We start from the raw sequence: 23,414 nt of genomic DNA on the forward strand, positions 1-23,414 counted from the left end.
TTTACCTAAGTTATGCGCAATCATAATATGGATTTTATACGTGGTATTGCAGTGCTTTGCCTTGTTTACATGAATGGCTATGCTTTTGGATTAATGGATTATATCTATACGCCTTTAGCTACCCCACCTTTTAGTGATGCTGTAATTCATACCCTTAGTAGTATTTTTATCGATGGGCGTTTTAGAACGCTGTTCAGCCTTCTCTTTGGTGCTGGGCTATTTATCCAATGGCAGTGCTGCAAATCAACTATTCCTATAAAAGCGAGACTTTATTGGCTCATTATTTTTGGCTTAGCACATGGTTTTTTGCTTTGGGCTGGCGATATTTTATTTGTTTACGGCGTATGTGGTTGGTGGGTGCTCAAATATGTAGAAACTAATAATGATATGCTTTTAAAAAGAGGCATTATATTAATGTTATTAGCGAGTGCAATAACCTTTTTGTTTTTAATGAACTTGCCTGATGAGAATATTTACCGTGACTCTCAAGCATTTATAGACTTATATAGCCCGCATTATATAGACTATTTTATCAGTAACTTAGGTTACAATATGATTGCAGTTGTAGCGGTTCCATTTTTAGCTTTTTTGATGTTTTCTGGCATTATGCTCATTGGAATATACTTATATAAGTTGGAGGTATTTACCGAAGGGCTTACTTCGCAGCAGTTATTTGTGTGCGTTAGTGGGGCGTTTGTTTTTACAAGCTTAAGGCTTTTAATACCTCAGGGAAATGATGGTTTAAGTATAGCGACTCAAGAATTAGTAAATACATTTGCAGCGCTTTTTGTGGCCGTGCTTTATATTCATATTTTTGTTAAATTTTGTAATAATCGCGCATATGTAGGCACGCTTATTCAACAAGCAGGGCGATTAGCATTCACCTTATATATAAGCCAAACCATCATGCAATTACTGCTCTATAAAGTTTTATTTCCGCAGTGGGTATTAGGCTTTAATCGTATAGATTATTGGTTAGTAGCAACCAGTTTGGTCATTGTGCAATTATTATTTACAGCGCTGTATAGCCGTTTTTATAAACAAGGGCCGCTAGAATTTATATGGCGTAAGCTAACCCAGTTAAAAATTAGTGCTTAAAAACCTATTTATATTAAATTAGGGGCGAAAAATAAGCGTGTGTGGTTTACACTAGTCGCCTTTAAAATTACGACTGTTAAGTGCCATGACCGAATTAAAACGTTTAAATAAATTTATTAGTGAAACCGGGTTTTGCTCACGCAGAGAAGCCGATAAATATATTGAGCAGGGTCGTGTTACGGTTAACGGTAATATGCCAGAAATGGGTGTAAAAGTTGCAGATACCGATAACGTTTTAATTGATGGTAATCCTCTTCGTGCAAAGCCTAAACGTGTGTACATTGCTTATAACAAGCCTGTGGGTATTACCTGTACCACTGAGAGTAAAATCCAGAGTAATATAGTTAAAGCGGTTAACTACCCAACTCGTATATTTCCTATTGGCCGGTTAGATAGACCTTCAGAAGGGCTCATATTTTTAACCAACGAAGGCGATATCGTAAATAAAATCTTGCGCGCTGGTAACAATCACGAAAAAGAATACGTAGTCACGGTAGATAAACCACTCAACCGCCAATTTGTGACTAAAATGGCAAACGGTATTCCTATTTTAGACACTGTTACAAAAAAGTGTAAAGTGACCCAAACAGCTCCACAAGAATTTAAAATTGTTCTTACTCAGGGTTTAAACCGCCAAATTCGCCGTATGTGTGAATACTTAGGCTATGAAGTTGTGACTTTAAAACGTACACGCATTATGAACGTGACGCTAAAGGGCTTAAAGGTAGGGCAGTGGCGACATTTAACCGATGTAGAAATGGCGCAAATTAACGACTCAATTGCTGGTTCAGGTAAAACACAAGAGCACTCTGTTGATACTAATAAGCAAGGCGCAAGCAATAATAAAAGCGAGCCTAAAAAGCGTGATTTTCAGGGCGAAAATCCACGAGCATTTAATAATGAACGAGGCACTCGAACTCAAAGAAGTAACTCACCATTTCAAAAACGATCTACTACGTATGTAGGTAAGGGCGGAGCCGTTAAAAACACACAAAATGATAGCAAAGGTTCAAATAACACACCTACTTCAAAACCCGCTAATCGTAAAACGCGCTCCTCTGGTACCTTAAGCTTGAAAAAGTAGCGCTGAAAACTTCACTACCACTGTATTTGATGAACAATATTACCCAGTGGGTTTTTAACGCCCACTAAGTTTATATTTTCGTTTTGTAAGCGCTGCAATGCAGGTTTATCTAAGTACCACCTAAAAGAGCGCTTTGAGTAAGTATTTAAGTCTAGCACAATCAGTTTTGCGCAGTTGTATTCGTAATCAGTCGGGCACGCCTCTACGGTGACTAGCGATACGTCTGCTGCCAGCTATTATCGCTATAATAAGCCAATAACTTTACTGAAATACAAAAACTAGCCCACAGCCATAAATAAACTAAAACCGGTCTAAAAAATACCAAGCCAACCCCTAAGCCGTCTATCGTGCTGCAGGGCCTGTTGACCTTTCAGGATTAAAACTTGTTCAAACTAGGGGCGATTTAATCGTGGCGCGAGGATTGTAACCTCGTGGGCTAAGTAAAAACTGAGCAACAAAGAGGAAATTACTTCTAGTTTGTTTTATATATTAAAAAACGCAGCCCGATTGAGCGAGCTGCGTTTATACGTGTTTTATAGCTTTACTAAATTACTGTTTTGGTTCGTAATCTATTTTAAATACTACCGTGTAAAGCACTGGCACTACAATAAGCGTTAGTATCGTGGCAAAGCCTAAGCCAAACATAATGGTTACAGCCATTGACTGAAAAAACACATCAAACAATAGTGGGATCATACCTAAAATGGTGGTGATAGCTGCCATTGCAACAGGGCGTACACGGCTAACCCCAGATTCAAACACCGCCTGATAAGGCGATTTGCCATCACGCAGCTCTAGGTTAATTTGATCAACTAACACAATTCCATTTTTAATTAGCATGCCACTTAAACTTAATAAGCCAAGTAAAGCCATAAAGCTAAATGCGGCATTCATTATTAACATACCCGCACTAACACCAATAATGGCAAGTGGTACCGTGGCCCAAATAACCAAAGGTTGTTTTACAGAGTTAAACAGTAATACGGTTACTGCAAACATCGCTAAATAACCTAGAGGGAGCGAGCCAAATATTGCTTTTTGAGCATCTGTTGATGATTCATATTCACCGCCCCATTCTAATGTATACCCGCGTGGCAGTTCTATCGCTTCTACAGGCCCACGAATACGCGCAAATAATTTGGCGGCAGTTTCATCTCCTAATACGTTTTGATCGGCCATCACTGTTATCGTGCGTTTACGGTCGCGGCGCATAATAAGGCTGTCTTCCCATTCAACAATAAACTCATCAACAACTTGCGTAACTGGTACAAATACACCAAGTACAGGGCTGTAAATTTGTAAATCGTGAACACTTTCAACGTTTAAGCGCTCATTAGCAGGGGAGCGAGCAATAATAGGTAATAACTGCGTACCATCTCTGTATACACCCACTTGTTTGCCCGAAAGGCTGGTAAGCAGCACATCATCAAGATCAGACTTACTAATCCCTAAGCGGCGCGCTTTTTGCTCGTTAAACTGTGGGCGAATCATTTTAGTACGTGCACGCCAGTCGTCACGAATATTATAAGCGCCGTCGTCTTGTGCTATTGCTTCTTCAGCTTTTGCAGCCAGTTTACGAAGCACAACAGGATCAGGGCCGGTAAAACGCGCCTCTATTTTTGCATCGGTTGATGGGCCAATTTCCATTGGTTTTATTTTAAGCTCAGCTGAAAGTGGCGTATTTTGTGAATACTCGCGAACTTTTTGCATTACTACAGCAACCGCTTCACGGTTTTTTACTCTAATAATAAGCTGACCATAAGATGAGTACGATTTTTGAGGCGCATACGTTAGCATAAAACGCGGTGCACCTTGACCAGTGGTACTGGTTATTTCTTCAACGAGCTCTTCTTTTTGTAAGTAGTTTTCTAGCTTTTTTATACCATCAAGCGTCGCTCTAATATCTGAGCCTTGTTGTTGCCAATAATCTACGTAAAACATGGGCGTATTAGATGCCGGAAAAAACGACTGTTTAACAGCTCCAAAGCCAACAATTGCAGAACAAAGCAATACAACCATAAGCACCAGTGTGGTTTTGCGAAAGCGCATAGACACATCTAATAGCTTTTTATAGCCTGTAAAAATAAAGCCTTTATAAGGGTCGTCGTCTTCGTCGTTATCACCTTTATCTTTTTTAAACTCATCTTGCTTAAACATTAAGTTTGCAAAAAATGGCGTTAACGTAATAGCCGTTATCCAGCTTAATAAGAGCGATATAAATAAAACCCAAAATAAGCTACCTGCAAATTCACCTGTTGCATCAGAGCTTAAGCCAATAGGTGCAAACGCGGTTATACCAATAACCGTTGCACCTAACAGTGGCCATTTAGTTTGCTCTACTATATTAACCGCTGCTTTGAGTTTTGTTTGCCCACGCTTTAAGTTTATTAATATGCCTTCGGTGACAACAATGGCGTTGTCAACCAGCATACCTAGCGCAATGATAAGTGCGCCAAGTGAAATTCGTTGCAGGTCTATGGCAAACAACTTCATAAATATAAAGGTGCCTAATACAGTTAGTAATAAAATACCGCCAATTAAAATACCGCTTTTTAAGCCCATAAAAATAAGCAGTACAACAATTACAATCGCAATTGCTTCTACAAGGCTAACAATAAAGCCATCTACTGATTTTTCTACTTCTTTAGGTTGGTTATAAACCGATTCAACATGTATACCGTGCGGGCGCTGGTATTCAAGTTCAGATAAGTGATCATCTATTCGCTTGCCAACATCTACAACGTTTACACCATTCATAAACGACACGCCTATCAATAGCGCTTGCTCTGAATTGTAACGAATAACATTGCTGGGTACTTCTGCATATTCTCTAAATACTTTTGCTACATCGCCAAGGTATATAAGCTCACTCGCGCCGGGTTTAGATATAAGAAGAGTTTCAAGTTCACTCACATCTTTAAACTCGCCAGTGGGGTGAAAACGAATAGATTCATCTCCTACTCTAATTTTACCTGCGTTCGATACTGTATTTTGAGATTGCAGTAATCCAAAAATATGGCTAGGTGCTATGCCAAGTTGCGCCAACTTACGCGAAGAAACTTCAACCATTACCTGTGGTTGTTGCTCACCAGCAATAGTAACCTTGCTTACACCTTTAACTAGTACAAGCTCGCGCTTTAAATAATCAGTGTAATCTTTAAGCTCATCGTACGAGTAGCCGTCACCTGTAACCGAATACAGCACACCATACACATCACCAAAGTCATCTAAAATGGTACTTGGGTATACGCCACTAGGAAGAGAGGGAGAAAGGTCATTGATTTTACGACGCATTTCATCCCAAATTTGGCGAAGCTGCTCTTTTCGGTAATTGCTTTTCATCTCTACTGAGATTTGCGACTTACCGTTTGATGAAATAGACGTAACAAAATCAACATAGGGTAATTGTTGAATCGCATTTTCAATAGGGAAGGTGACTTCCTCTTCGACCTGCTGAGGCGACGCACCTGGGTACATGGTAATCACCATGGCTTTTTTAAGCGTAAACTCAGGGTCTTCTAATTGGCCTAAATCGAAATACGATACACTGCCGCCTATTAATAACAGCAGTGCAAACATCCAACTAATTACTTTTTTCTCTATAGAGAGTTGTGCAAAGCTCATAATTATAAGCCTCGCTCTTTATTCCACGGGCGTACTTTCATGCCTTCATCTAATGAATGCACGCCAGCAGAAACGACAATTTGGCCTTCTTTAACGCCGCTCAGTACTTCAATGCCGTCACGGTGTACTTGACCTACTTTAACCGCTTGTTTGTTTACAACACCAGTTTCAGGGTTGTATATCCATACGTAGGCGTTATCTGAAATGCTCTCTTTAGCGTCAGAAAAAACAGATTCAACGGGCAGTATTGTGTAAGCCACTTGTGAGCTGGTTACTTTTGATAAATCAATAAATACGCGTCCAGTCATGCCTGCTAATAAATTAAAATCTTTAGGAACTGGCAGGGAAAAAACCACTTTGTAAGTTAGAGTCGTAGGATCGGCTTGTGTATCCCACTCTTTTAAATCAAGGGTGTATTCTTTATTGGTAAAACCATCAAAAACCACTGTTGGGTGGTAATCGCTGCCTTTTTTAATACGCGCAATTATTTTTTCAGGCACTTGTATTTCTACATCCATTAAATCGCGGGTTTCTAGGCGTAAGATATTTTGTTTGGCTTGAATGTTTTCAAAGTTTTTTACAAATACTTTAGCTACAGTGCCAGCAAATGGCGCACGTAATTCACTGTATTCCAAGTTTGTTTCTGCAATTTTAAAAGCAGATTCTGCTACTTGCATATTGGCCAGTGCTTCATCGTACTCCGATTGGCTTGCGATTCTTTTCTCTAGTAATTGCTCAATACGACCAAGTTGCGACTTAGCAAGCTCAAAGCGGGCTTTTCTGTCATCGTACTGGAGTTGAAAGTCTTCTGGGTCTAGTTTAGCTAAAAGTTGCCCTTTTTTAACTTCTTCACCTGCTAATACCGGAAACTCAACCAGCTCACCGTTTACTCTAAACGCTAAGTACGAGCCCTGATTAGCAACCACTTCTGCGGGGAAACTACGTACATTTGTTTGCGAATCATGTCCTATATTAAATAGTTTAACAGGCCTAATGGGCTCTTCTTTTACTTGCTTTTCGGGCTCTGAACAGGCCATTAAAGTAAGTAAAGTCGTAGTAAGTATACATAGACGAAAGAGTTTCATGTCTTCTCCGTGGCAATGATGGGCAAAATAATTAAGTGCAGGATACGCCGCAACCATATAAAATAAAATTCATTAAATTTTAGAAACATAATAAGTTTTACTTATGATTATGCTGAGCGCAGTATGAAGCTGAATCAATTACAAATTTTAGATGCCATTGTGCAAAGCGCAAGTTTGAGTGGGGCGGCGCTAAAACTCCATAAAACTCAGCCAGCGCTCACGCTTGCTATAAAAAATCTTGAAGAAAAAATCGGCTTTGAATTACTCGATAGAACCAAGTACCGATTACAGTTAACTGAAAAAGGGCGAGTTTTTCACCGTGAGGCACAGCAATTATTACATGCAAATGATGAGCTGGCACAACTTGCAAAAGAGCTTGCACTGGGTAATGAGCCACAATACCGAATTTGCTACGAACAAATCTGTCAAAAAGACAACTATAATGAGATCATAAGTAATACTTTTAGACTATTTAAACGCACAGAGTTTAATTTAACCAGTGGTAAACGCTTTGTTTCGTTAGAACAAGTTAACAACGGGTTAGTGGAGCTCGGGATCGGCCCATGGTTCGATTTGTTCCATGCTACAGGGCATTTAGAAAGCCTACCCATTGGTCAGCTCAATATTGGAATTGTGGCCCTTGCAGATAAATTCCCAAAAAGTATAACGTTTAATGAGCTAAAAAATTATCCGTGTTTAGCCATGTTTGAAAGCGATTTGAGTATAGACAGCGACAAGCTTTCGTACTCAAAAGGCTCAGCCTTAATGAAAATAGATGACGTAACTAACTTAAAGTCATTTTTGCTTGCAGGCGCGGGCTGGGCAATGATGAATATAGATTACTGCGCACCAGAAATAGAAGTAGGGCTTTTACAACAAATACATATAAACGACAGAGAAGACGAATTTGGCATAGAAGTACGTGCATTTAGGCGTGATGCAATACACCATGGACCTGTTGCGCGCTCTATTTGGGAGCAATTTAAAGTACTTAGCGAGGCGTACATTAATGACCGCGGATATTGATAAAGAAACCCTTATTTACACCATTATTGCAAATATACCCGCAGGCAAAGTGGCCAGTTACGGGCAAGTAGCGACCCTTGCTGGCTACCCGCAAAATTCACGCTTGGTAGGGCGCTTGTTAAAAGTGATGCCTAACGATTCAGTAATACCGTGGCACAGGGTAGTGAATAGCCAAGGTAAAATATCGTTTCCCGAAGGAAGTGATAAATACCAACAGCAACGGCAAAAGTTATTATTAGAAGGCGTACTGTTTAAAAAAGACAAAGTGAATATGCGCGAGTATAGATGGGAGTGATAAGACAACTATTGTAAGAAAGTGCTTGGTGTAGGTCGGATAAGTGAAGCGGCATCCGACACAGTAAAATACCTTACCAATTATTAATATTTAACGTTGTCGATTGGCTAGAGGGTGCTAATTGCAGTCATTCATGATTAACTCGTTTCTGCTCCAAAGTAAGCTAGAGTGGCATTGAAGCTTATTTCAAACCAAGCAATTTGACATACTTAGCCGTGTGGCCAATCTTGTTAATCCACTACACTAAGCTTAAGAATTACTTTGCAAGAGAACACTATAAGACTTAACAACACCGAGCCAATTACTATTGGGTATAATTGAAATAACTATCCAACCTTCATTTTTTAGTTCAAAGATACGATCGTTAAGTTTTGAAACATCAACTTCTGGATACCAAAACCGTTTATGCTTTTTAAACTCTAAGACTAGCTGCTCCAATTTTTAATCCTTATATAAAAATCTACATAATAATTTCGCGGCAGATAAGAATTTAATAGTGCACTCATTGTGCATACTTCTACCGACTTAACGCTCTTTTAACTACTTTTAACAAATTACCTTAGACATTACTATCACTAAGTTTCTAAAATTTTTAGGTAAAGTTAAATTAACCAATATGCACGCGTCACTCATTTTCGTGAATATATGCGCAAAGCGTAGTTTGATCACTCAATTGACTATTATATTATTTAATATTAATGACCGGTTATCGCTTTTTGCCGAAGTTCGGCTTAGTGTTATCAGTCGTAATTCGTTTCTGCACCAATACGAGTTAGATCAAGGCCTAACATGGTTGAGAGGGCGTTGTTGGTATTTATTAGTGTATGGGTTAAAGTACCTTGTACTAATAAAGGAAAATGCATATTAATCATGTCATCAATCTTGCTCAATAATTTCCCCAAACAATTGGGTGCAATTACCAGTTGTTCCGACACGTCCCATATACGAAATAAAGGTTTTATGGGGTTTTCTTTGACTCCTTATGAATTATTGAAAGCCCAGTTGGAAGCTTTTATAAAGCTGTTTGCCAATTTATTGCTTCATGATGTTTTATATAAGGCATGAAGATTATTTACTGTGCATAAAGCTTCTAGGGCATGAAAACGTTATAAAACTCTTGGAGTCAGGGGCGCTAAAAGTAATATTTGATTCAGTTGATTTTACTTTCGTTCAGGGTGTTGGAAGGGGGAAACTCCAAGGAATGACAAGACTTGCTCCTTTAAGAGATATTGTAGAGGGCTTTTCTAATATTCAGCATGACAACCCAGTTATACAAAGTCGCTTGCGTTACCTAACAGATGAGAATCATATAATTTTAGATAGGCCATATTGGTTGATGGGTTTTTAATCAAAAAGATTATTCAAGAAGTAACCGAAGACCGTTGTTTAAGTATAAAAAGTCATAAGAACAAACGTTTGTCTATATTGCGACAGCAGACGACAGCTTTACGGACTTGTGAAATTTTATTAGGCTACTCATTGCAACATGAGCTGAAGATTGGCTCTATATCGCAAGATGCATATTCCAAAGAATATATGGCGAAAAAGATCTTAGTTCCGGCAGGCTTTTCTAATTCAACAGATTGTTTTGAAAGTTTAATGAGTATGAAAGGTATTCCAGACCTTCTAGATCTTTATATGGATAAAATCATAACGTTTGACGACATACTAGCTATACGTGAGAGTTCAAAAGCAAAGGTATTTAGACAATGGATGTATTCACAAAATTATGATCGAGAGGCCGTAGTTGAACATTTACTAAAACCTTGCAAACCAAAAATCAAAACTAAACTTCTATCATTCATCTATCCTAATGTCGTTGGTTTAATTAACCCTATAGCTGGTATCGCAGCCTCGGCAGTGGATTCATTTTTAGTCGATTTGGTCCGCGACAATTGGAATCCTAAAGTTTTTTTAGATGATGAACTAGCTAAAACAATAAATACAAAGTTGTCTACTTTCAACAGTAGAACCAAAAAGAAAGCAGAGCAAGATTACGTAAACTTGTCTTTGACAGACCCGTGTTATTGCGGAAGTAAAAAAACTTATGCCAAATGTTGCGGAAGATAATTTAGATTAATTACGGGAGACATCTTTTAAAGCTGAGCTGTCCTTCAGTTCTAAAACTTTCCCGTCCAAAGGCGTGTTATTGTGTAAAACCGCAACTCGTTTTTGTCCAAAAACGAGTTTACCCGACCGTCTGCTTATCGCTCTAAGCTGCCATCAATAAACATAGTTACTAATTGAAATGTAATGGCATACACAGCCTGCAATAACAAATAGGTGCCAAATAGCATGGCTAAATTGCGTGCTTTTAGCACTATAAAATAAAGTACCTAAGCTGTAAAAAATACCACCGGCGAGTAACCAATAAAGTGCATTTATGTCAATATTTAAATAAAGCGGGTATACAATAGCGAGGGCAAACCAGCCCATGAGTAAGTAAGTTGCAAGTGATACTTTTTTATTGCCATTTTTAACCAATATTTTGTATGCAACGCCGCCTAGTGCCACTGCCCATATAAAGCTGAGCGTTCCCCATGACCACGCCCCATTTAATGACATTAATAAGAATGGGGTGTAAGTGCCGGCTATTAATACATAAATAGCGCAGTGATCACATTTTTTATAAAAGGCACGGAGTTTAGATTGTACGCTTGCGTGGTAAAGCGTTGATGATAAAAATAAGATAAATAGGCTTGCACCATATATGGCTGTACTTATATACGCTTGAAGAGTAGTTGCTTGAGTAAATAAATCCCACATTACAAACACTGCAAATGCAATGCCCAGCGCGTGGCTTAATACATTGAGCTTTTCTTCTTTACGGGAATACGGCGCTTCTAAAGACATAACAAATCCTACCTCTGTGAAGTTGAGTTTGAGTGTACAGTTGTACGCTGAAGGTTTCAATATGGATTTTACGTATTCTTTATTGAAGTTAGTTTTGGTTTTACTTGATTTTAAAGAGAATTAATTCACTATGCTGTTGTCTACTGTAATCCACATTACGAGCTTAAACAAACATGAAAAAAAATTTAAAAGCGGCTTTACTCACCGCCGTCGTTTACCCAGGAGCTGGGCACTTTTCGTTAAAAAAACATCTTATTGGGAGTATTTTTGCTGGTGTATTTTCTCTTTTATTAATTTTAACGTTTAAAGATATATTTGCGATTGCTCAATGTACTGCCAATGAGCTCGTTTCAGGTAAAATACCTATGTCGGTTACCGGCATATTAAAAGCAGCACAACAACCCTCAGATGAGTGTGCGAAGCTTGCACAATATAAATACGTCCCTTTAATGGTTGTTATTTGGCTTTTGAGTATTGTGGATGCATACCGTTTAGGAAAAAAAACCGATAAGTAAAATTGTATTTTTTGTCTACATAATATGGCTGCTCAACGCAGCCATTTTTGTTTTTAACTCATTATTTTAATTTTTTCAATATGCATGTAAATACCCTGTAAATCTTAGTAACGTCGAACATATAGAGCATAACTACCAAATATGTACTGCTTTTTTCTTATCTTAATAAATTGTGCAATCTATTTTTATTAGTTTTGTTCTTTTTTTGTTAATTGTTTTCTGTTATTTTTACCGCGCAAATAATACCAATTATTATTTGTGTATCTTTAGTGGTACAAAAATCTATGTGTTGGCTTGTAATAGCTAATATTTTATTTAAGGAAAATATTATGAATCGTCGTATAAATAGTCATATCAAAAGGAGCTTTAAAGTTAGTAGTTTATCTTTGGCACTGTGTTTAGGCATTAGCTCAACAGCGCAAGCTTCGGTTGAAAAACTAACGGTAAGTGGTAATCAGGTTTTAGCAGATGGTGTAAATAAAAGCTTTGCTGGCCCAAGTTTGTTTTGGAGTAATACAGGTTGGGGTGGTGAAAAATTTTACACCGCGCAAACAGTTGCTAAAGCTAAGTCTGAATTTGGTGCAACTATTATACGTGCAGCAATCGGTCACGGTGCTGGCGGTGATATAAATCAAGATTGGAACGGTAATATGGGCCGACTTGATGAAGTTGTTACTGCTGCAATTGCCGAAGATATGTACGTTATAATAGATTTTCATAGCCACGAAGCGCATAAAGATCAAGCTACTGCAATCAAATTTTTTGAAGAAGTAGCCACTAAGTATGGAGATAATGATAACGTAATTTATGAGATTTATAATGAACCATTACAAATATCATGGGAATACGATATTAAGCCATACGCTGAAACCGTTATAGACAAAATACGTGCAATAGATCCTGACAATTTAATTGTTGTTGGTACGCCAACATGGTCTCAGGATGTTGATGTTGCGTCACAAAGCCCAATTGATCGTGCCAATGTTGCTTATACTCTTCACTTTTATGCAGGTACGCATGGCCAGTCATACCGTAATAAAGCGCAAATTGCTTTAGATAACGGCATTGCTTTATTTGCCACCGAGTGGGGCAGTGTAAATGCAGATGGTAATGGTGGTGTTAATATTAATGAAACAGATGCTTGGATGGCATTTTTAAAAACTAATAACATCAGCCATGCAATGTGGGCACTTAACGATAAAAGTGAAGGTGCGTCAATGTTCACACCAGGTGGAGGTTGGGATTCATTAACAGCCTCTGGTACAAAAGCAAAAGAAATTATTCAAGGTTGGGGTGGTAGTAGCAATAGCGTTGATTTAGATAGTGATGGAGATGGTGTTATTGATAATCTCGATCAATGTAATGATACGCCTGCCGGAACAACCGTTGATAGTATTGGTTGCGCAATTGCAGATACAGACGCTGATGGTGTTAGCGATAATATTGACCAATGTCCTAATACACCAGCCGGCGAAGCGGTTAATGATGAAGGATGCGTATTGGTTGTAGAGGAGCCACAAACTGATACTGATAACGATGGCGTATATGATGATGTTGATCAATGTCCTGATACACCAGCAGGGGCAAGTGTTGATTCAAATGGGTGCGCTATTGTGAGCTCTACAGACTGTAGTGATATAAACGCATACCCTAATTGGGTTAAAAAAGACTATGCTGCAGGTCCTTATACGCACAACAACACAGACGATAAAATGCAATATCAAGGCAACGCATACAGTGCTAATTGGTACACAAATACGACGCCAGGAAGTGATGCTTCGTGGACACTGATTTTTAGTTGTAATTAATTACACTTTATAAAGAGTAAAAGGTAAATACTGAGTGTATTTGCCTTTTAACCCTATAAAGCACTGTTATTTAAACTTATAAAGCGTTGCTTTATAAGCTAACCTTTATAGATGCTTTGGTGCTGACTAATAAGATTATAACTAGGTGATTGTATGTTATCCACATAACGCCAATCGGTTGTAATTTGATTGTTTGTAATTGTAAGTAACATATAACCACGATGCGATAATTCGCAATAATCTAAATCGTTAATTAGTAATGAAAGTGAATCGGCCATTTGCTTAGCTTGCTGCGGGTTAAGAGCTAAATAGTGCTCCATACCGGGTGAAGTCACGCTTGGCGTTGCAAATTCTACCCCTACGTTTTCACCCTTTTTATTTTTTAACGTGCCTTGCCATGCATTGTGAGTATCACCCGCAAGGACGACTAATTTTTTATTTAATGCAGCAACGCTTTTATACAGTGCTTCGCGTTCGCTAGGGTAACCATCCCACGCGTCTAAGTTATAAGGCATTAACGTATTTATGCGTGCGAGTTGCTCGGGAGTTACCGCTTTATTTGCTAACACGGCTTTTTTAATAGCGACTAGCTCTTTTAACACGTGCGGTATTTTAGTGCGATCGGATTGCGAAAATATTTCAGTAGGTAGCCACATTTTAGTCATCAACACTTGCTGACCTAATACTTGCCACTTTGCATTTGATTCAGTTATTGCACTCGTGAGCCAGTTTAATTGTGTACTACCCAGTAACTGCCTATTTGGACTATTTAAATCACTAGCAAAGCGCGCAACATCCATTTGCTTGGTCTCTAGGTTTTTATAGTCGCTATAAGCGAGTTGTTTATCGCGTGCTATTACACGAGTATCTAGCATATGTAGGCTTATTAAATCTCCAAAATTGAACGTGCGATAAATATGGGGATTTTGTTCGCCCATTGGCGGGCGAATTGGAAGCCATTCATAATATGCTTGTATAGCTGCAGTACGGCGTTTATAAAAATCTCCTTCATCGGGCGTGTGGTTTTCAGCGCCTGTTCTATACGTGTCGTTAGTGATTTCATGGTCATCCCATATTGCTATAAAAGGGGCTGCTGCATGTAGTGCTTGTAATCCTTTATCGGTTCTATAAATAGCATATCGCTTTCGATAGTCATTTAATGTAATTATTTCACCGCTATTATCATCTGCTAGTTTACGGTTAATTTTTTCTGCATTTTCTGTTGCGTATCCACCCATAGGGTATTCGTAAATGTAATCACCTAAGTGGAGTACTACATCTAGATCTTTTTGCTTAGCTGCATCGGTGTATGCATTAAAATAGCCTGCCGGATAGTTTGAGCACGACACAACAACCATTTTAACGTGTTCAATGTTCTCTACAGGAAGTGTTTTAGCTCGACCGACAGGGCTTGTCGTATTTGCCCCTATAAAACGATAAAAGTACTGGGTATTTGGAAGTAACCCTTGTACGTCTATTTTTATTGTATAGTCACGGCTTGCATCTGTTTGCTCTTGGCCCTGTCTAATAATGTTTTTAAATTGAGAGTCTAGTGCTACTTCCCATGCAACAGTCACTAAAGCGGTTGATTGTGGCGAAGTTGCACGCGTCCAAATTATTAACGCATTACTTAATGGATCGCCACTTGCCACGCCGTGGTTAAATTCAGTATATGACAATGGTTTATTGATTAATGAGTTGCTACAACCAGAAATACTGCTTGAAACTGCAACGGTAAACACGCTTGCAGCGGTTGTTTTTAAAAAATTACGACGAGATGAAATTGGCATACTGCACTTTTTAGAGTTATTTAAATTGGCCTGAATTTTATTGTGTCGACATGACGTTTTTATAAACGCTAAATGTATTTAATGTGACGAAGTGATTGAGAATAGTGTTTTATTTATTTACTAAAATATAGTCAAAAAATTAAAATTAGTGGTTAAATTAACAAGTGATGAATGCATTATAATATGCGCTATTATTTAAAATTTAAATTATTCAAATGCTTACGTTTATTTTTGTATTGGCACAACCTTTGATTATGTATTTACGTCTAAACAATACACAAACAAGGAATACCATTATGAAACATTCAATAAAAATCGCTATGGCAAGTTTATTAGTATTAGGTTCTGCGCACGTTAATGCGACTGAAGTAGACCTAGATGTAACTGATATTTTATCAACCAGTGTGAGTAATTACGTAAAACAAACAACTACGGAACTAGAAAATTCGTTAAAAGAAACATTAAGTTTTGATGCACAAGTTGTTTTAAATAGCTTACTAGACACTACCCAATCAAGCGAGATTAGTGAGAGCGCTACTACTCAAACAGCCCAGAATAATCAGCAATAAATGTTTTAAAGGAAATAAGACGATGAGCAACGAATTAGGGTTATTTGCATTAATGTTAGCGCCAGTAGTAAGTATGTTAAGTGCTTATTATTCGGTTCAAATGATTAAGGTTATGGGGAGTTGGTTTAATCTTTAATTAATAGCATTACGGGTAATTAATTCGATTAATACTAAGCTGATCGACTTAGCAAAAGCGCACGTAAATAAAGGCAGAGTGTTTTAAATAAGTAGACTTTATGAAGCGTGCGATTTTTCCATTACCAATTTTTATACTACCCCAAGGCTATACACGTTTACGTATATTTGAGCCTCGCTATTTGAATATGGTTAAAACAGCACTCGAAAGTGATACTGGGTTTGTACTGTGTACCTTTGAACATGACACACCGTTTAACATAAGCGCACAAGGCTGCTTGGTCGATATTATCGATTTTGATCAAGACGACAGTGGGATGCTGCTAATAGATGTAATTGCATCAAAAAGCGTACAAATTGATGATGTTTATCAAGATGACCAAGAGCTTCGCCATGGTTTAATTTCAAACTGTAGCACGCCATATTGGTATAACGACTCGTTCACTGATATAGGTGAGCATGAGAAACTACAATTAACCCTTCAAAATATATTTTTAACCAATCCAGAACTCAGTGAACTTTACAAACAAACCCATTTTAATGAACTTACATGGGTTGTGGCACGCTGGTTAGAGTTATTGCCAATATCTATTGAGAAAAAACAGCAACTTGCGTTCGAAACTAACTTTGATAACTTACTGAGTTTCCTCCATACTGTGATTAATAACGAATTTGCCTAATTTTATTTGATCCTAAACAAATCTGCGTGCGTATTTACTAATACAAAAGCAATAACGGGATATATTATTATGGTAAGTCAACAACAATCAACACGTTGTGAACCTAATACAGGTAAGTACACTGCCATGCCAGAAACGCCAAGCAAAGAACTAATGCAAGCGCTAGTAGATGTTGCTCAATCAAGAGATAAAAAAGCATTTTCTTATCTTTTTGAATATTTTGCTCCAAAAATTAAACGATTTGGAATAAAGCAGTTTGGTGTTGAAGCCCAAGCTATGGAACTTGTGCAAGAAACGCTAACGTCTGTATGGCGAAAAGCGCATTTGTATCACAGTGACAAAGGCGCTGCGACTACCTGGGTTTACACGGTAATGCGTAATGCGTCGTTTGACATGCTTCGTAAAATGAAAAGTAATAAAGAAGAAAACATAAGCGAAGATATTTGGCCGTTATTGAATGAAACACAAGATACAAATCACGAATACACAGATCATCTTGAAGATAAACAAATTAAGCGTTATCTCGACAAACTACCACTTGCTCAAAGAGAGGTTGTTAGGGGCGTTTACTTCCAAGATATGTCGCAAGAACAACTTGCACACCAACTAAACATTCCGGTAGGCACGGTAAAATCACGTTTACGTTTAGCCTTACAGAAATTACGTAATGAAATGGGAGATCAGCATGATTAAACATCACCCGAGTGAAACTTTACTGACACAATATTGCAGTGCATCACTTAGCGCATCACTTAGCTTAGCCGTATCTATTCACGTGGACATGTGTCCTGTGTGTCAAGCAAAAGTGGCCAAAATTGAAGCCAGCAACGCCGAGCAGGTTTTTAGTGACTCTATTGAGCAAAGCCAGCCATTAGAAATGATTTCTGATGATATTTTGGATGAGCAAGACTCTAGTCTGTTTGACTTTATTACTGCTGATAACAGTATTGATGAGGTTTACGAAGTTGAGCCTGTTGCTATTAAAGTCAACAACCACGATTACCAATTACCACGTGCTCTTACTCGTATATCACATGGTAAGTTTACCCAAGTAGGTAAATTAGCGCGTTCTCGTGTAGCACTTGAAGATGGCCCATTACGTTCAAGCTTATTACATATTGACGCTGGTGGTGAAATTCCGGAGCATACTCACACAGGTTTTGAAATTACTTTATTACTTGATGGTGAGTTTAGTGACGAGGAAGGCAGCTACGTACCAGGTGACTTTATTTTTCAAGATGGTAGCCACCAACATACACCATTAACAAAAGATGGTTGTTTATGCTTTACAGTGGTCAGTAGTGCGCTACATTTTAATAAGGGCTTCAGCAAGTTATTAAATCCAATTGGTAATTTGATTTATTAAGAGATTTTATGCAAACAGACACAATAAAAATAGGCATAAGCGCCTGCTTAGCAGGCGAAAAAGTTAGATTTGATACAGGTCATAAAAAATCTAACTTTTGCATGGACGAATTAGGTAAACACGTTGAGTACACACGTTTTTGCCCAGAAGTAGCTGTAGGTCTGCCTATACCTCGACCTACGATTAGGCAAGTTAGGGTTGGTGATACAATAAAAGTATGCAGACCTGATGGCTCTGGAGACGTAGGACCACAGTTAACTGAATACGGTAAAAAAGTAGCGACCGAACAAGCAAGCACGCTAAGTGGCTTTGTTTTTTGTGCGAAAAGCCCAAGCTGTGGTATGGAGCGCATAAAAATTTACAACGAAGCAGGCACGGGTAATACCTCTGAAGGCGTTGGTTTTTTTGCAGAGCAAATAATGAAGCATAATCCGTTATTGCCATGTGAAGAAAATGGCCGTTTAAATGATATGCACTTGCGAGAAAATTTTGTAATGCGTGTTTACGTATTCAAAAACTGGCAAATGTTGGCAAAAGAGCCTCTTACTGTTCATAAGTTAACCCAATTTCACTCCCAATATAAATATCTGTTAATGGCCCACAATTATAAAGCTTATAGAGAGTTAGGTAATTTATTGGGTACATTTGTTGGTGATAATGTTAGAGCACTAGCTGACGAATATATTTTAGGGCTAATGACAGGCCTGAAAAAACCAGCTTCTCGCAGAAACAATTGCAATACTTTAATGCACTTACAGGGTTACTTTAAAAAAGATTTATCAAAAATCGAAAAACAAGAACTACGTGATGCAATTGATGAATATAGAGCAGGCTTAGTGCCGTTATATGTTCCGCTTACGTTACTTAAGCATCATTTAAAAGTGCACCCTAACGAGTACCTTGAAAAACAAGTATTCTTTAACCCTTACCCTAACGAACTAAAACTACGATATGGTATTTAATGAACACATTATTTTGGTTTAGGCGCGATTTGCGCCTTTTTTCAAACGAAGCGTTAATTCAGGCGCTAAACGATGGCGCTAAACACGCCATTTTTTTTGTGTGCGAAAAACAATGGCAGCAGCATAATACCGCTGCAATACAAATTGATTTACTTAAACGACGAGTTAAATATTTACAAGAAGAGTTAGCAGCTTACGGTATTACATTGCATGTGATAAGCGCACCATACTTTAGCGATTGTGAATCAAAATTAATTGAGTTTTGTCAATCGAATAACGTTAAGCATATTGTTGCTAACACTGAGTATGAGTTAAATGAAGTAAATCGTGATAAATCGATTTTGGATAAGTGTGATGATATCGATGTTACATTTACACTCTACGAGGGGGATTTAATTGCTCCTGCGGGCAGTGTTAAAAACCAAAGCAATGAAATGTACAAAGTGTTTACCCCGTTTAAACGGGCATGGTTAAAGCAGTATCAAGACACTCACTTTAGTTTATCACCGTGGCCATTAGATAAATCGCCTGTTGATATAAAATCTGAATCACTTCTTAAAAGCGATGGCAGCTCTGAAAAATGGCCGGTTGATGATGAAACTCTATCTAAAATAGTCAGTGATTTTATTGCCGATAAATTAACAAGTTATGATGACAATCGTGATATTCCAAGTATAAAAGGGACTTCGGGATTAAGTCCTTATTTAGCGCTTGGTGTAGTGAGTACAAAGCAATTATTAATTAATATTCAGCAGCAATACCCTGATATCTTAACAACGTCAAAAAGCAAAACGTTTACCTGGATAAATGAACTTGTTTGGCGTGAATTTTACCGCCATTTAATTTCTGAGTTTCCTAAGTTGTCTCGAGGCGATAACTTTAATGAAAAATACAACGCAGTAAAGTGGCGAAAAAACGACGAGGACTTCAGTGCATGGTGTGAAGGGCGCACAGGTTATCCACTTGTAGATGCTGCTATGCGACAGTTAAACCAAACAGGCTGGATGCATAATCGTCTACGAATGGTTGTTGCGAGCTTTTTAACTAAGCATTTACTTATTGATTGGCGTGAGGGCGAAAAGTACTTTATGCAGCATTTAATCGATGGTGATTTGGCATCAAACAATGGTGGTTGGCAATGGGCGGCAAGTACAGGGTGTGATGCTCAGCCTTATTTCAGAATTTTTAATCCTATCACCCAAAGTGAGCGCTTTGATCCAACAGGTAAATTTATACGTAAGTATTTGCCAGAGCTTGAGAATGTGCCAGATAAACAGATTCACTTTCCTCATACTTATTTAGCTTCTATGGGTAAGACAAAGGAGTGCTACTGGCCGGCAATTGTAGATCATAAAGCTGCACGTGAGCGTGCGTTAGCTGCTTTTAAGGTGTGATATGGATAATGTGCTTCCAGTAGATAAATTTGTAGATATTTACCAAAAACTTGATAATAGCAATTTAGAATTATTAAGTGAAATATACAGTGATGACATTCAGTTTATTGATCCAATGCATGAGATTAACGGCATTGAAAAGCTACGTGAGTATTTTGCAAACCTGTATAGTAATGTTAAGCACTGCCAATTTGATATAACGGATTCTTTCAGTGTTAATGATACGGCGTTTATCTATTGGACCATGCATTATGCACACCCAAAACTTTCATCAGGAAAAACGATATCTGTGCAAGGTCATAGTAAGTTGATTTTTAAAGATGATAGAATTTTAAAACATCGAGATTATTTTAATGTTGGTGAGCTTTTGTATAAACATATTCCGTTATTAGGTTCTGTTATTAATTACATAGATAAAAGGGCGGGCTGAATATGATTACCTTAATTACAGGGGCTACTTCAGGAATTGGTGAGCAGTTAGCGATAAAGTATGCAGAGCAGGGCGATAAAGTAATAGCCTGTGGTCGAAACCGCGAAAAACTCGCTGAACTTGCAAAGCATGAAAACATTCAAATTTGTCAATTTGATGCCACAAGCCTCGATGACATTAAACAATCCACTATTGGTTTTACACAATTTGATCGCGTTATATTAAATGCTGGTAATTGTGAGTACGTTGATGATGCACGAAATTTTGATAGTGCTTTATTTGAGCGGGTAATTTCGGTCAACTTACTCGCTATGGGTTACTGCTTAGAAGCACTATTACCTAAAATAAACTCGGGTGGTCAACTTGTATTGGTAAGTTCTAGTGTCACTTACTTGCCTCTTCCACGTTCAGAAGCGTATGGTGCATCAAAAGCTGGCGTCAGTTATTTAGCTAAGAGCTTGGCGTTAGATTTAACTGATGTTGATGTAACGCTTGTTCACCCTGGCTTTGTGAAAACACCGCTAACTAATAAAAATGACTTTCCTATGCCTATGGCGGTTACTGCAAACGAAGCGGCAAATTATATGATTAAGGGGATACAAAAGCGGCGCAAAGAAGTTCATTTCCCTTATCGTTTTACACTCATTTTAAAAGCTTTGCGAATATTACCACTCCCGCTATGGCTTAAAATCGCAAAAGGATTAACTCGTTGAAAAAAATAGCAATAATTGGATCCGGCGTATCTGGATTAACTGCCGCACATTTACTTCATAAACATTATGATGTAACTGTGTTTGAAAAAAATGATTACATTGGTGGGCATACTGCCACCGTTGATGTAACTGTTAGTGGTGCTAAATACGCTATTGATACCGGTTTTATTGTTTTTAATGATAGAACCTACCCTTATTTTGAAAAATTACTTGCTCGTATAGGTGTTAACAAACAGCCTACTCAAATGAGTTTTAGTGTGCACAATGACGCTACCGGATTTGAATATAACGGGCATACATTTACAAGTTTGTTTGCTCAGCGAAGAAATATATTTAGGCCTAAATTTTGGCGTCTTTTATACGATATCGTTAAGTTTAATAAAGTGTGTAAAGCTATTTATGAGCAAGGTGACTATAAACAAGAGCATTCTTTAGGCGATTTACTTAACGAACATGGCTTTAACGACTTTTTTAAATACCATTATATTTTGCCGATGGGCGCTGCTATTTGGTCTACCAGCATAAAAGAAATGGAAAATGTTGGTGTGGAATTTTTTGTTAAGTTTTTCTTTAATCACGGTCTTTTAGATATAACTAATCGACCGCAGTGGTATGTTATTCCGGGTGGATCTCGTGAGTATATTAATCCCTTAATAAAGGGATTTGCGGATAAAATAAAATTAAATAGTAATATTAAATCAGTGACGCGAACTGACGACAAAGCCATTATAGAATTTTCACTTGGTGACAAAGAAGAATTTGATAAAGTCATTTTTGCTTGTCATTCAGACCAAGCACTTAGTCTTTTAGCCGATGCAACAGCGCAAGAACAATCTGTTTTAGGTGCAATAGCTTATACAGAGAACTCTGTTGTTTTACACACCGATACGAGTTTATTACCTGATAGAAAAGCAGCGTGGGCAAGTTGGAATTACCTTCTTAATAACAACACAGATAAAGCTGCTGTTGTTACATATCAAATGAATATTCTGCAAGGCATCGCAAGTGACACGCAATTTTGTGTAACGCTTAATCATCTTCAAGGTATTGAGCAAAGTAAAATACTACGAGAATTTACTTATCACCATCCTGTATTTAATCAATCATCCATAGCCGCACAAAAGCAAAAACACAGTATTGATGGGCAAAATAACAGTTACTTTTGTGGTGCTTATTGGTATAACGGCTTTCATGAAGATGGCGTACGAAGCGGTGTAGACGTTGCAAAGCAGTTAGGTGTTGAGTTTGACTAGTGCAGTGTACTTAGGCGATGTTAGACATCGCCGATTTGCTGTTAAAAACCATAGCTTTAACTACTCGCTTTATATGATGTGGGTTGATTTGAAGCAGCCTCTAAACTTAAATAATATTCATCCTATGTTAGGTACGTTTGGGTTTAAAGCACTTAGGTTTAAACAATCAGATTACTTGCAACACGTCCCTAACCCACAACAACACACTGTATTTGAACGTGCGCAAATGCAATTAAAATCGCTTGGTGTTGATGAAGAGTTTGAGCATGTTTATATGCTGGGACAATTGCGCTGTTTTGGGATATATTTTAGCCCAGTAAATTTTTATTTTTATGGCCACACTAGTGACGAATTTAAGTATTTAGTAGCAGAAGTAAGTAATACACCTTGGAATGAGCGACATTACTATTTAGTTCCTTTAGGAAAAAAAGTGAACTTTAAAAAAGTCTTTTCCGTATCACCCTTCATGGATTTGAATATGAACTACCACTGGCATATTCGACATACACTTAGTAATACGTTAATACACATAGAAAACAAGAAAAATGAAACATTGCTATTCGATGCTTCTTTAAGACTAAAACGTCAAGAGCTCACAAAAGATGCGGTTAGTCAGTTATTAAAGCGGTTTCCTGCTATGACGTGGTCTGTTTTCAAAGGTATTTATGTGCAAGCATTTAAACTGTTTGTGAAAAAGGTGCCTTTTTTAGGCCACTCGTAAATGTATTTCGTAT

22 protein-coding genes are annotated in these 23,414 nt (G+C 37.9%); 17 read left to right on the forward strand and 5 right to left on the reverse strand.

Annotation, left to right across the window (positions count from 1 at the left end; genetic code table 11):
- The first annotated feature begins 27 nt into the window (after positions 1–27).
- Complete coding sequence (locus J8L71_RS16145; RefSeq protein ID WP_211001466.1) at positions 28–1,098, forward strand: DUF418 domain-containing protein; 1,071 nt, start codon at positions 28–30, stop codon at positions 1,096–1,098.
- 85 nt (positions 1,099–1,183) lie between these two features.
- Entirely contained in the window at positions 1,184–2,182 is a 999-nt protein-coding gene (gene rluF / locus J8L71_RS16150) for a 23S rRNA pseudouridine(2604) synthase RluF (protein WP_211001431.1), read from the forward strand.
- A 549-nt stretch (positions 2,183–2,731) separates the two neighbouring features.
- Here the strand turns inward: rluF and J8L71_RS16155 are convergent.
- Together J8L71_RS16155 and J8L71_RS16160 are read right to left on the reverse strand one after the other, a co-directional pair.
- Positions 2,732–5,806 carry an efflux RND transporter permease subunit gene (locus J8L71_RS16155; protein WP_211001432.1) on the reverse strand — a complete coding sequence of 1,025 codons (3,075 nt, stop codon included), beginning with the start codon at positions 5,804–5,806 and terminating at the stop codon, positions 2,732–2,734.
- Positions 5,807–5,808: 2 nt separating this feature from the next.
- Positions 5,809–6,891, reverse strand: coding sequence for an efflux RND transporter periplasmic adaptor subunit (locus tag J8L71_RS16160; RefSeq protein ID WP_211001433.1), 1,083 nt, complete (start codon positions 6,889–6,891; stop codon positions 5,809–5,811).
- 123 nt (positions 6,892–7,014) lie between these two features.
- Here J8L71_RS16160 and J8L71_RS16165 point away from each other — a divergent pair, with 123 nt between their 5' ends.
- A complete protein-coding gene (locus J8L71_RS16165; protein ID WP_211001434.1) occupies positions 7,015–7,917 on the forward strand; it encodes a LysR family transcriptional regulator in 903 nt (300 codons plus the stop codon).
- Complete coding sequence (locus tag J8L71_RS16170) at positions 7,901–8,212, forward strand: MGMT family protein (protein WP_211001435.1); 312 nt, start codon at positions 7,901–7,903, stop codon at positions 8,210–8,212. Before J8L71_RS16165 ends, J8L71_RS16170 begins: the two co-directional genes overlap by 17 nt.
- A 740-nt stretch (positions 8,213–8,952) precedes the next feature.
- Here J8L71_RS16170 and J8L71_RS16175 read toward each other — a convergent pair.
- Complete coding sequence (locus tag J8L71_RS16175; protein ID WP_211001436.1) at positions 8,953–9,102, reverse strand: hypothetical protein; 150 nt, start codon at positions 9,100–9,102, stop codon at positions 8,953–8,955.
- 439 nt (positions 9,103–9,541) lie between these two features.
- Here J8L71_RS16175 and J8L71_RS16180 point away from each other — a divergent pair, with 439 nt between their 5' ends.
- A complete protein-coding gene (locus J8L71_RS16180) occupies positions 9,542–10,282 on the forward strand; it encodes an SEC-C metal-binding domain-containing protein (protein WP_211001437.1) in 741 nt (246 codons plus the stop codon).
- Positions 10,283–10,435: 153 nt separating this feature from the next.
- Here J8L71_RS16180 and J8L71_RS16185 read toward each other — a convergent pair whose 3' ends face one another.
- A complete protein-coding gene (locus tag J8L71_RS16185; protein ID WP_211001438.1) occupies positions 10,436–11,065 on the reverse strand; it encodes a hemolysin III family protein in 630 nt (209 codons plus the stop codon).
- 173 nt (positions 11,066–11,238) lie between these two features.
- Here J8L71_RS16185 and J8L71_RS16190 point away from each other — a divergent pair, with 173 nt between their 5' ends.
- Together J8L71_RS16190 and J8L71_RS16195 are read left to right on the forward strand one after the other, a co-directional pair.
- Entirely contained in the window at positions 11,239–11,580 is a 342-nt protein-coding gene (locus tag J8L71_RS16190) for a hypothetical protein (RefSeq protein ID WP_211001439.1), read from the forward strand.
- A gap of 329 nt (positions 11,581–11,909) precedes the next feature.
- Positions 11,910–13,388: a cellulase family glycosylhydrolase gene (locus J8L71_RS16195; RefSeq protein WP_211001440.1), complete on the forward strand. Its 1,479-nt coding sequence runs from the start codon at positions 11,910–11,912 to the stop codon at positions 13,386–13,388.
- A gap of 98 nt (positions 13,389–13,486) precedes the next feature.
- On the opposite strand, the gene J8L71_RS16200 is transcribed toward J8L71_RS16195, so the two are convergent.
- On the reverse strand, positions 13,487–15,178 hold the full coding sequence (locus tag J8L71_RS16200) for an alkaline phosphatase D family protein (protein WP_211001441.1): 1,692 nt from the start codon (positions 15,176–15,178) through the stop codon (positions 13,487–13,489).
- A 296-nt stretch (positions 15,179–15,474) separates the two neighbouring features.
- Between J8L71_RS16200 and J8L71_RS16205 the strand changes: the two genes are divergently transcribed.
- The 10 genes from J8L71_RS16205 (at position 15,475) to J8L71_RS16250 (ending at position 23,401) form a co-directional block, all read left to right on the forward strand.
- Complete coding sequence (locus J8L71_RS16205; RefSeq protein ID WP_211001442.1) at positions 15,475–15,747, forward strand: hypothetical protein; 273 nt, start codon at positions 15,475–15,477, stop codon at positions 15,745–15,747.
- 236 nt (positions 15,748–15,983) lie between these two features.
- Entirely contained in the window at positions 15,984–16,562 is a 579-nt protein-coding gene (locus J8L71_RS16210) for an LON peptidase substrate-binding domain-containing protein (protein WP_211001443.1), read from the forward strand.
- Positions 16,563–16,631: 69 nt separating this feature from the next.
- Positions 16,632–17,255 (forward strand): sigma-70 family RNA polymerase sigma factor, encoded by a 624-nt coding sequence (locus J8L71_RS16215; RefSeq protein WP_211001444.1) that lies wholly within the window; start codon positions 16,632–16,634, stop codon positions 17,253–17,255.
- Complete coding sequence (locus tag J8L71_RS16220; RefSeq protein ID WP_211001445.1) at positions 17,248–17,928, forward strand: ChrR family anti-sigma-E factor; 681 nt, start codon at positions 17,248–17,250, stop codon at positions 17,926–17,928. Before J8L71_RS16215 ends, J8L71_RS16220 begins: the two co-directional genes overlap by 8 nt.
- Before the next feature lie 8 nt (positions 17,929–17,936).
- A complete protein-coding gene (locus tag J8L71_RS16225) occupies positions 17,937–18,890 on the forward strand; it encodes a DUF523 and DUF1722 domain-containing protein (protein WP_211001446.1) in 954 nt (317 codons plus the stop codon).
- Positions 18,890–20,284 carry a deoxyribodipyrimidine photo-lyase gene (phrB, locus tag J8L71_RS16230; RefSeq protein WP_211001447.1) on the forward strand — a complete coding sequence of 465 codons (1,395 nt, stop codon included), beginning with the start codon at positions 18,890–18,892 and terminating at the stop codon, positions 20,282–20,284. Before J8L71_RS16225 ends, phrB begins: the two co-directional genes overlap by 1 nt.
- Before the next feature lies 1 nt (position 20,285).
- Positions 20,286–20,714: a nuclear transport factor 2 family protein gene (locus J8L71_RS16235; RefSeq protein ID WP_211001448.1), complete on the forward strand. Its 429-nt coding sequence runs from the start codon at positions 20,286–20,288 to the stop codon at positions 20,712–20,714.
- Between the two features lie 2 nt (positions 20,715–20,716).
- Positions 20,717–21,427 carry an SDR family NAD(P)-dependent oxidoreductase gene (locus tag J8L71_RS16240; protein WP_211001449.1) on the forward strand — a complete coding sequence of 237 codons (711 nt, stop codon included), beginning with the start codon at positions 20,717–20,719 and terminating at the stop codon, positions 21,425–21,427.
- Positions 21,424–22,680, forward strand: coding sequence for an FAD-dependent oxidoreductase (locus J8L71_RS16245; RefSeq protein ID WP_211001450.1), 1,257 nt, complete (start codon positions 21,424–21,426; stop codon positions 22,678–22,680). The genes J8L71_RS16240 and J8L71_RS16245 overlap by 4 nt, the downstream gene beginning before the upstream one ends.
- Entirely contained in the window at positions 22,673–23,401 is a 729-nt protein-coding gene (locus J8L71_RS16250; RefSeq protein WP_211001451.1) for a DUF1365 domain-containing protein, read from the forward strand. The genes J8L71_RS16245 and J8L71_RS16250 overlap by 8 nt, the downstream gene beginning before the upstream one ends.
- Positions 23,402–23,414: the final 13 nt, after the last annotated feature.

Source organism: Pseudoalteromonas sp. MMG007 (assembly GCF_018100985.1).
In the GTDB taxonomy this organism is placed as follows: domain Bacteria; phylum Pseudomonadota; class Gammaproteobacteria; order Enterobacterales; family Alteromonadaceae; genus Pseudoalteromonas.

Coding starts and splice junctions, on each gene's coding strand:
- J8L71_RS16145 (WP_211001466.1), top strand. CDS start 28: ATGGATTTTATACGTGGTATTGCAGTGCTTTGCCTTGTTTACATGAAT.
- rluF (WP_211001431.1), top strand. CDS start 1,184: ATGACCGAATTAAAACGTTTAAATAAATTTATTAGTGAAACCGGGTTT.
- J8L71_RS16155 (WP_211001432.1), bottom strand. CDS start 5,806: ATGAGCTTTGCACAACTCTCTATAGAGAAAAAAGTAATTAGTTGGATG.
- J8L71_RS16160 (WP_211001433.1), bottom strand. CDS start 6,891: ATGAAACTCTTTCGTCTATGTATACTTACTACGACTTTACTTACTTTA.
- J8L71_RS16165 (WP_211001434.1), top strand. CDS start 7,015: ATGAAGCTGAATCAATTACAAATTTTAGATGCCATTGTGCAAAGCGCA.
- J8L71_RS16170 (WP_211001435.1), top strand. CDS start 7,901: ATGACCGCGGATATTGATAAAGAAACCCTTATTTACACCATTATTGCA.
- J8L71_RS16185 (WP_211001438.1), bottom strand. CDS start 11,065: ATGTCTTTAGAAGCGCCGTATTCCCGTAAAGAAGAAAAGCTCAATGTA.
- J8L71_RS16190 (WP_211001439.1), top strand. CDS start 11,239: ATGAAAAAAAATTTAAAAGCGGCTTTACTCACCGCCGTCGTTTACCCA.
- J8L71_RS16195 (WP_211001440.1), top strand. CDS start 11,910: ATGAATCGTCGTATAAATAGTCATATCAAAAGGAGCTTTAAAGTTAGT.
- J8L71_RS16200 (WP_211001441.1), bottom strand. CDS start 15,178: ATGCCAATTTCATCTCGTCGTAATTTTTTAAAAACAACCGCTGCAAGC.
- J8L71_RS16205 (WP_211001442.1), top strand. CDS start 15,475: ATGAAACATTCAATAAAAATCGCTATGGCAAGTTTATTAGTATTAGGT.
- J8L71_RS16210 (WP_211001443.1), top strand. CDS start 15,984: ATGAAGCGTGCGATTTTTCCATTACCAATTTTTATACTACCCCAAGGC.
- J8L71_RS16215 (WP_211001444.1), top strand. CDS start 16,632: ATGGTAAGTCAACAACAATCAACACGTTGTGAACCTAATACAGGTAAG.
- J8L71_RS16220 (WP_211001445.1), top strand. CDS start 17,248: ATGATTAAACATCACCCGAGTGAAACTTTACTGACACAATATTGCAGT.
- J8L71_RS16225 (WP_211001446.1), top strand. CDS start 17,937: ATGCAAACAGACACAATAAAAATAGGCATAAGCGCCTGCTTAGCAGGC.
- phrB (WP_211001447.1), top strand. CDS start 18,890: ATGAACACATTATTTTGGTTTAGGCGCGATTTGCGCCTTTTTTCAAAC.
- J8L71_RS16235 (WP_211001448.1), top strand. CDS start 20,286: ATGGATAATGTGCTTCCAGTAGATAAATTTGTAGATATTTACCAAAAA.
- J8L71_RS16240 (WP_211001449.1), top strand. CDS start 20,717: ATGATTACCTTAATTACAGGGGCTACTTCAGGAATTGGTGAGCAGTTA.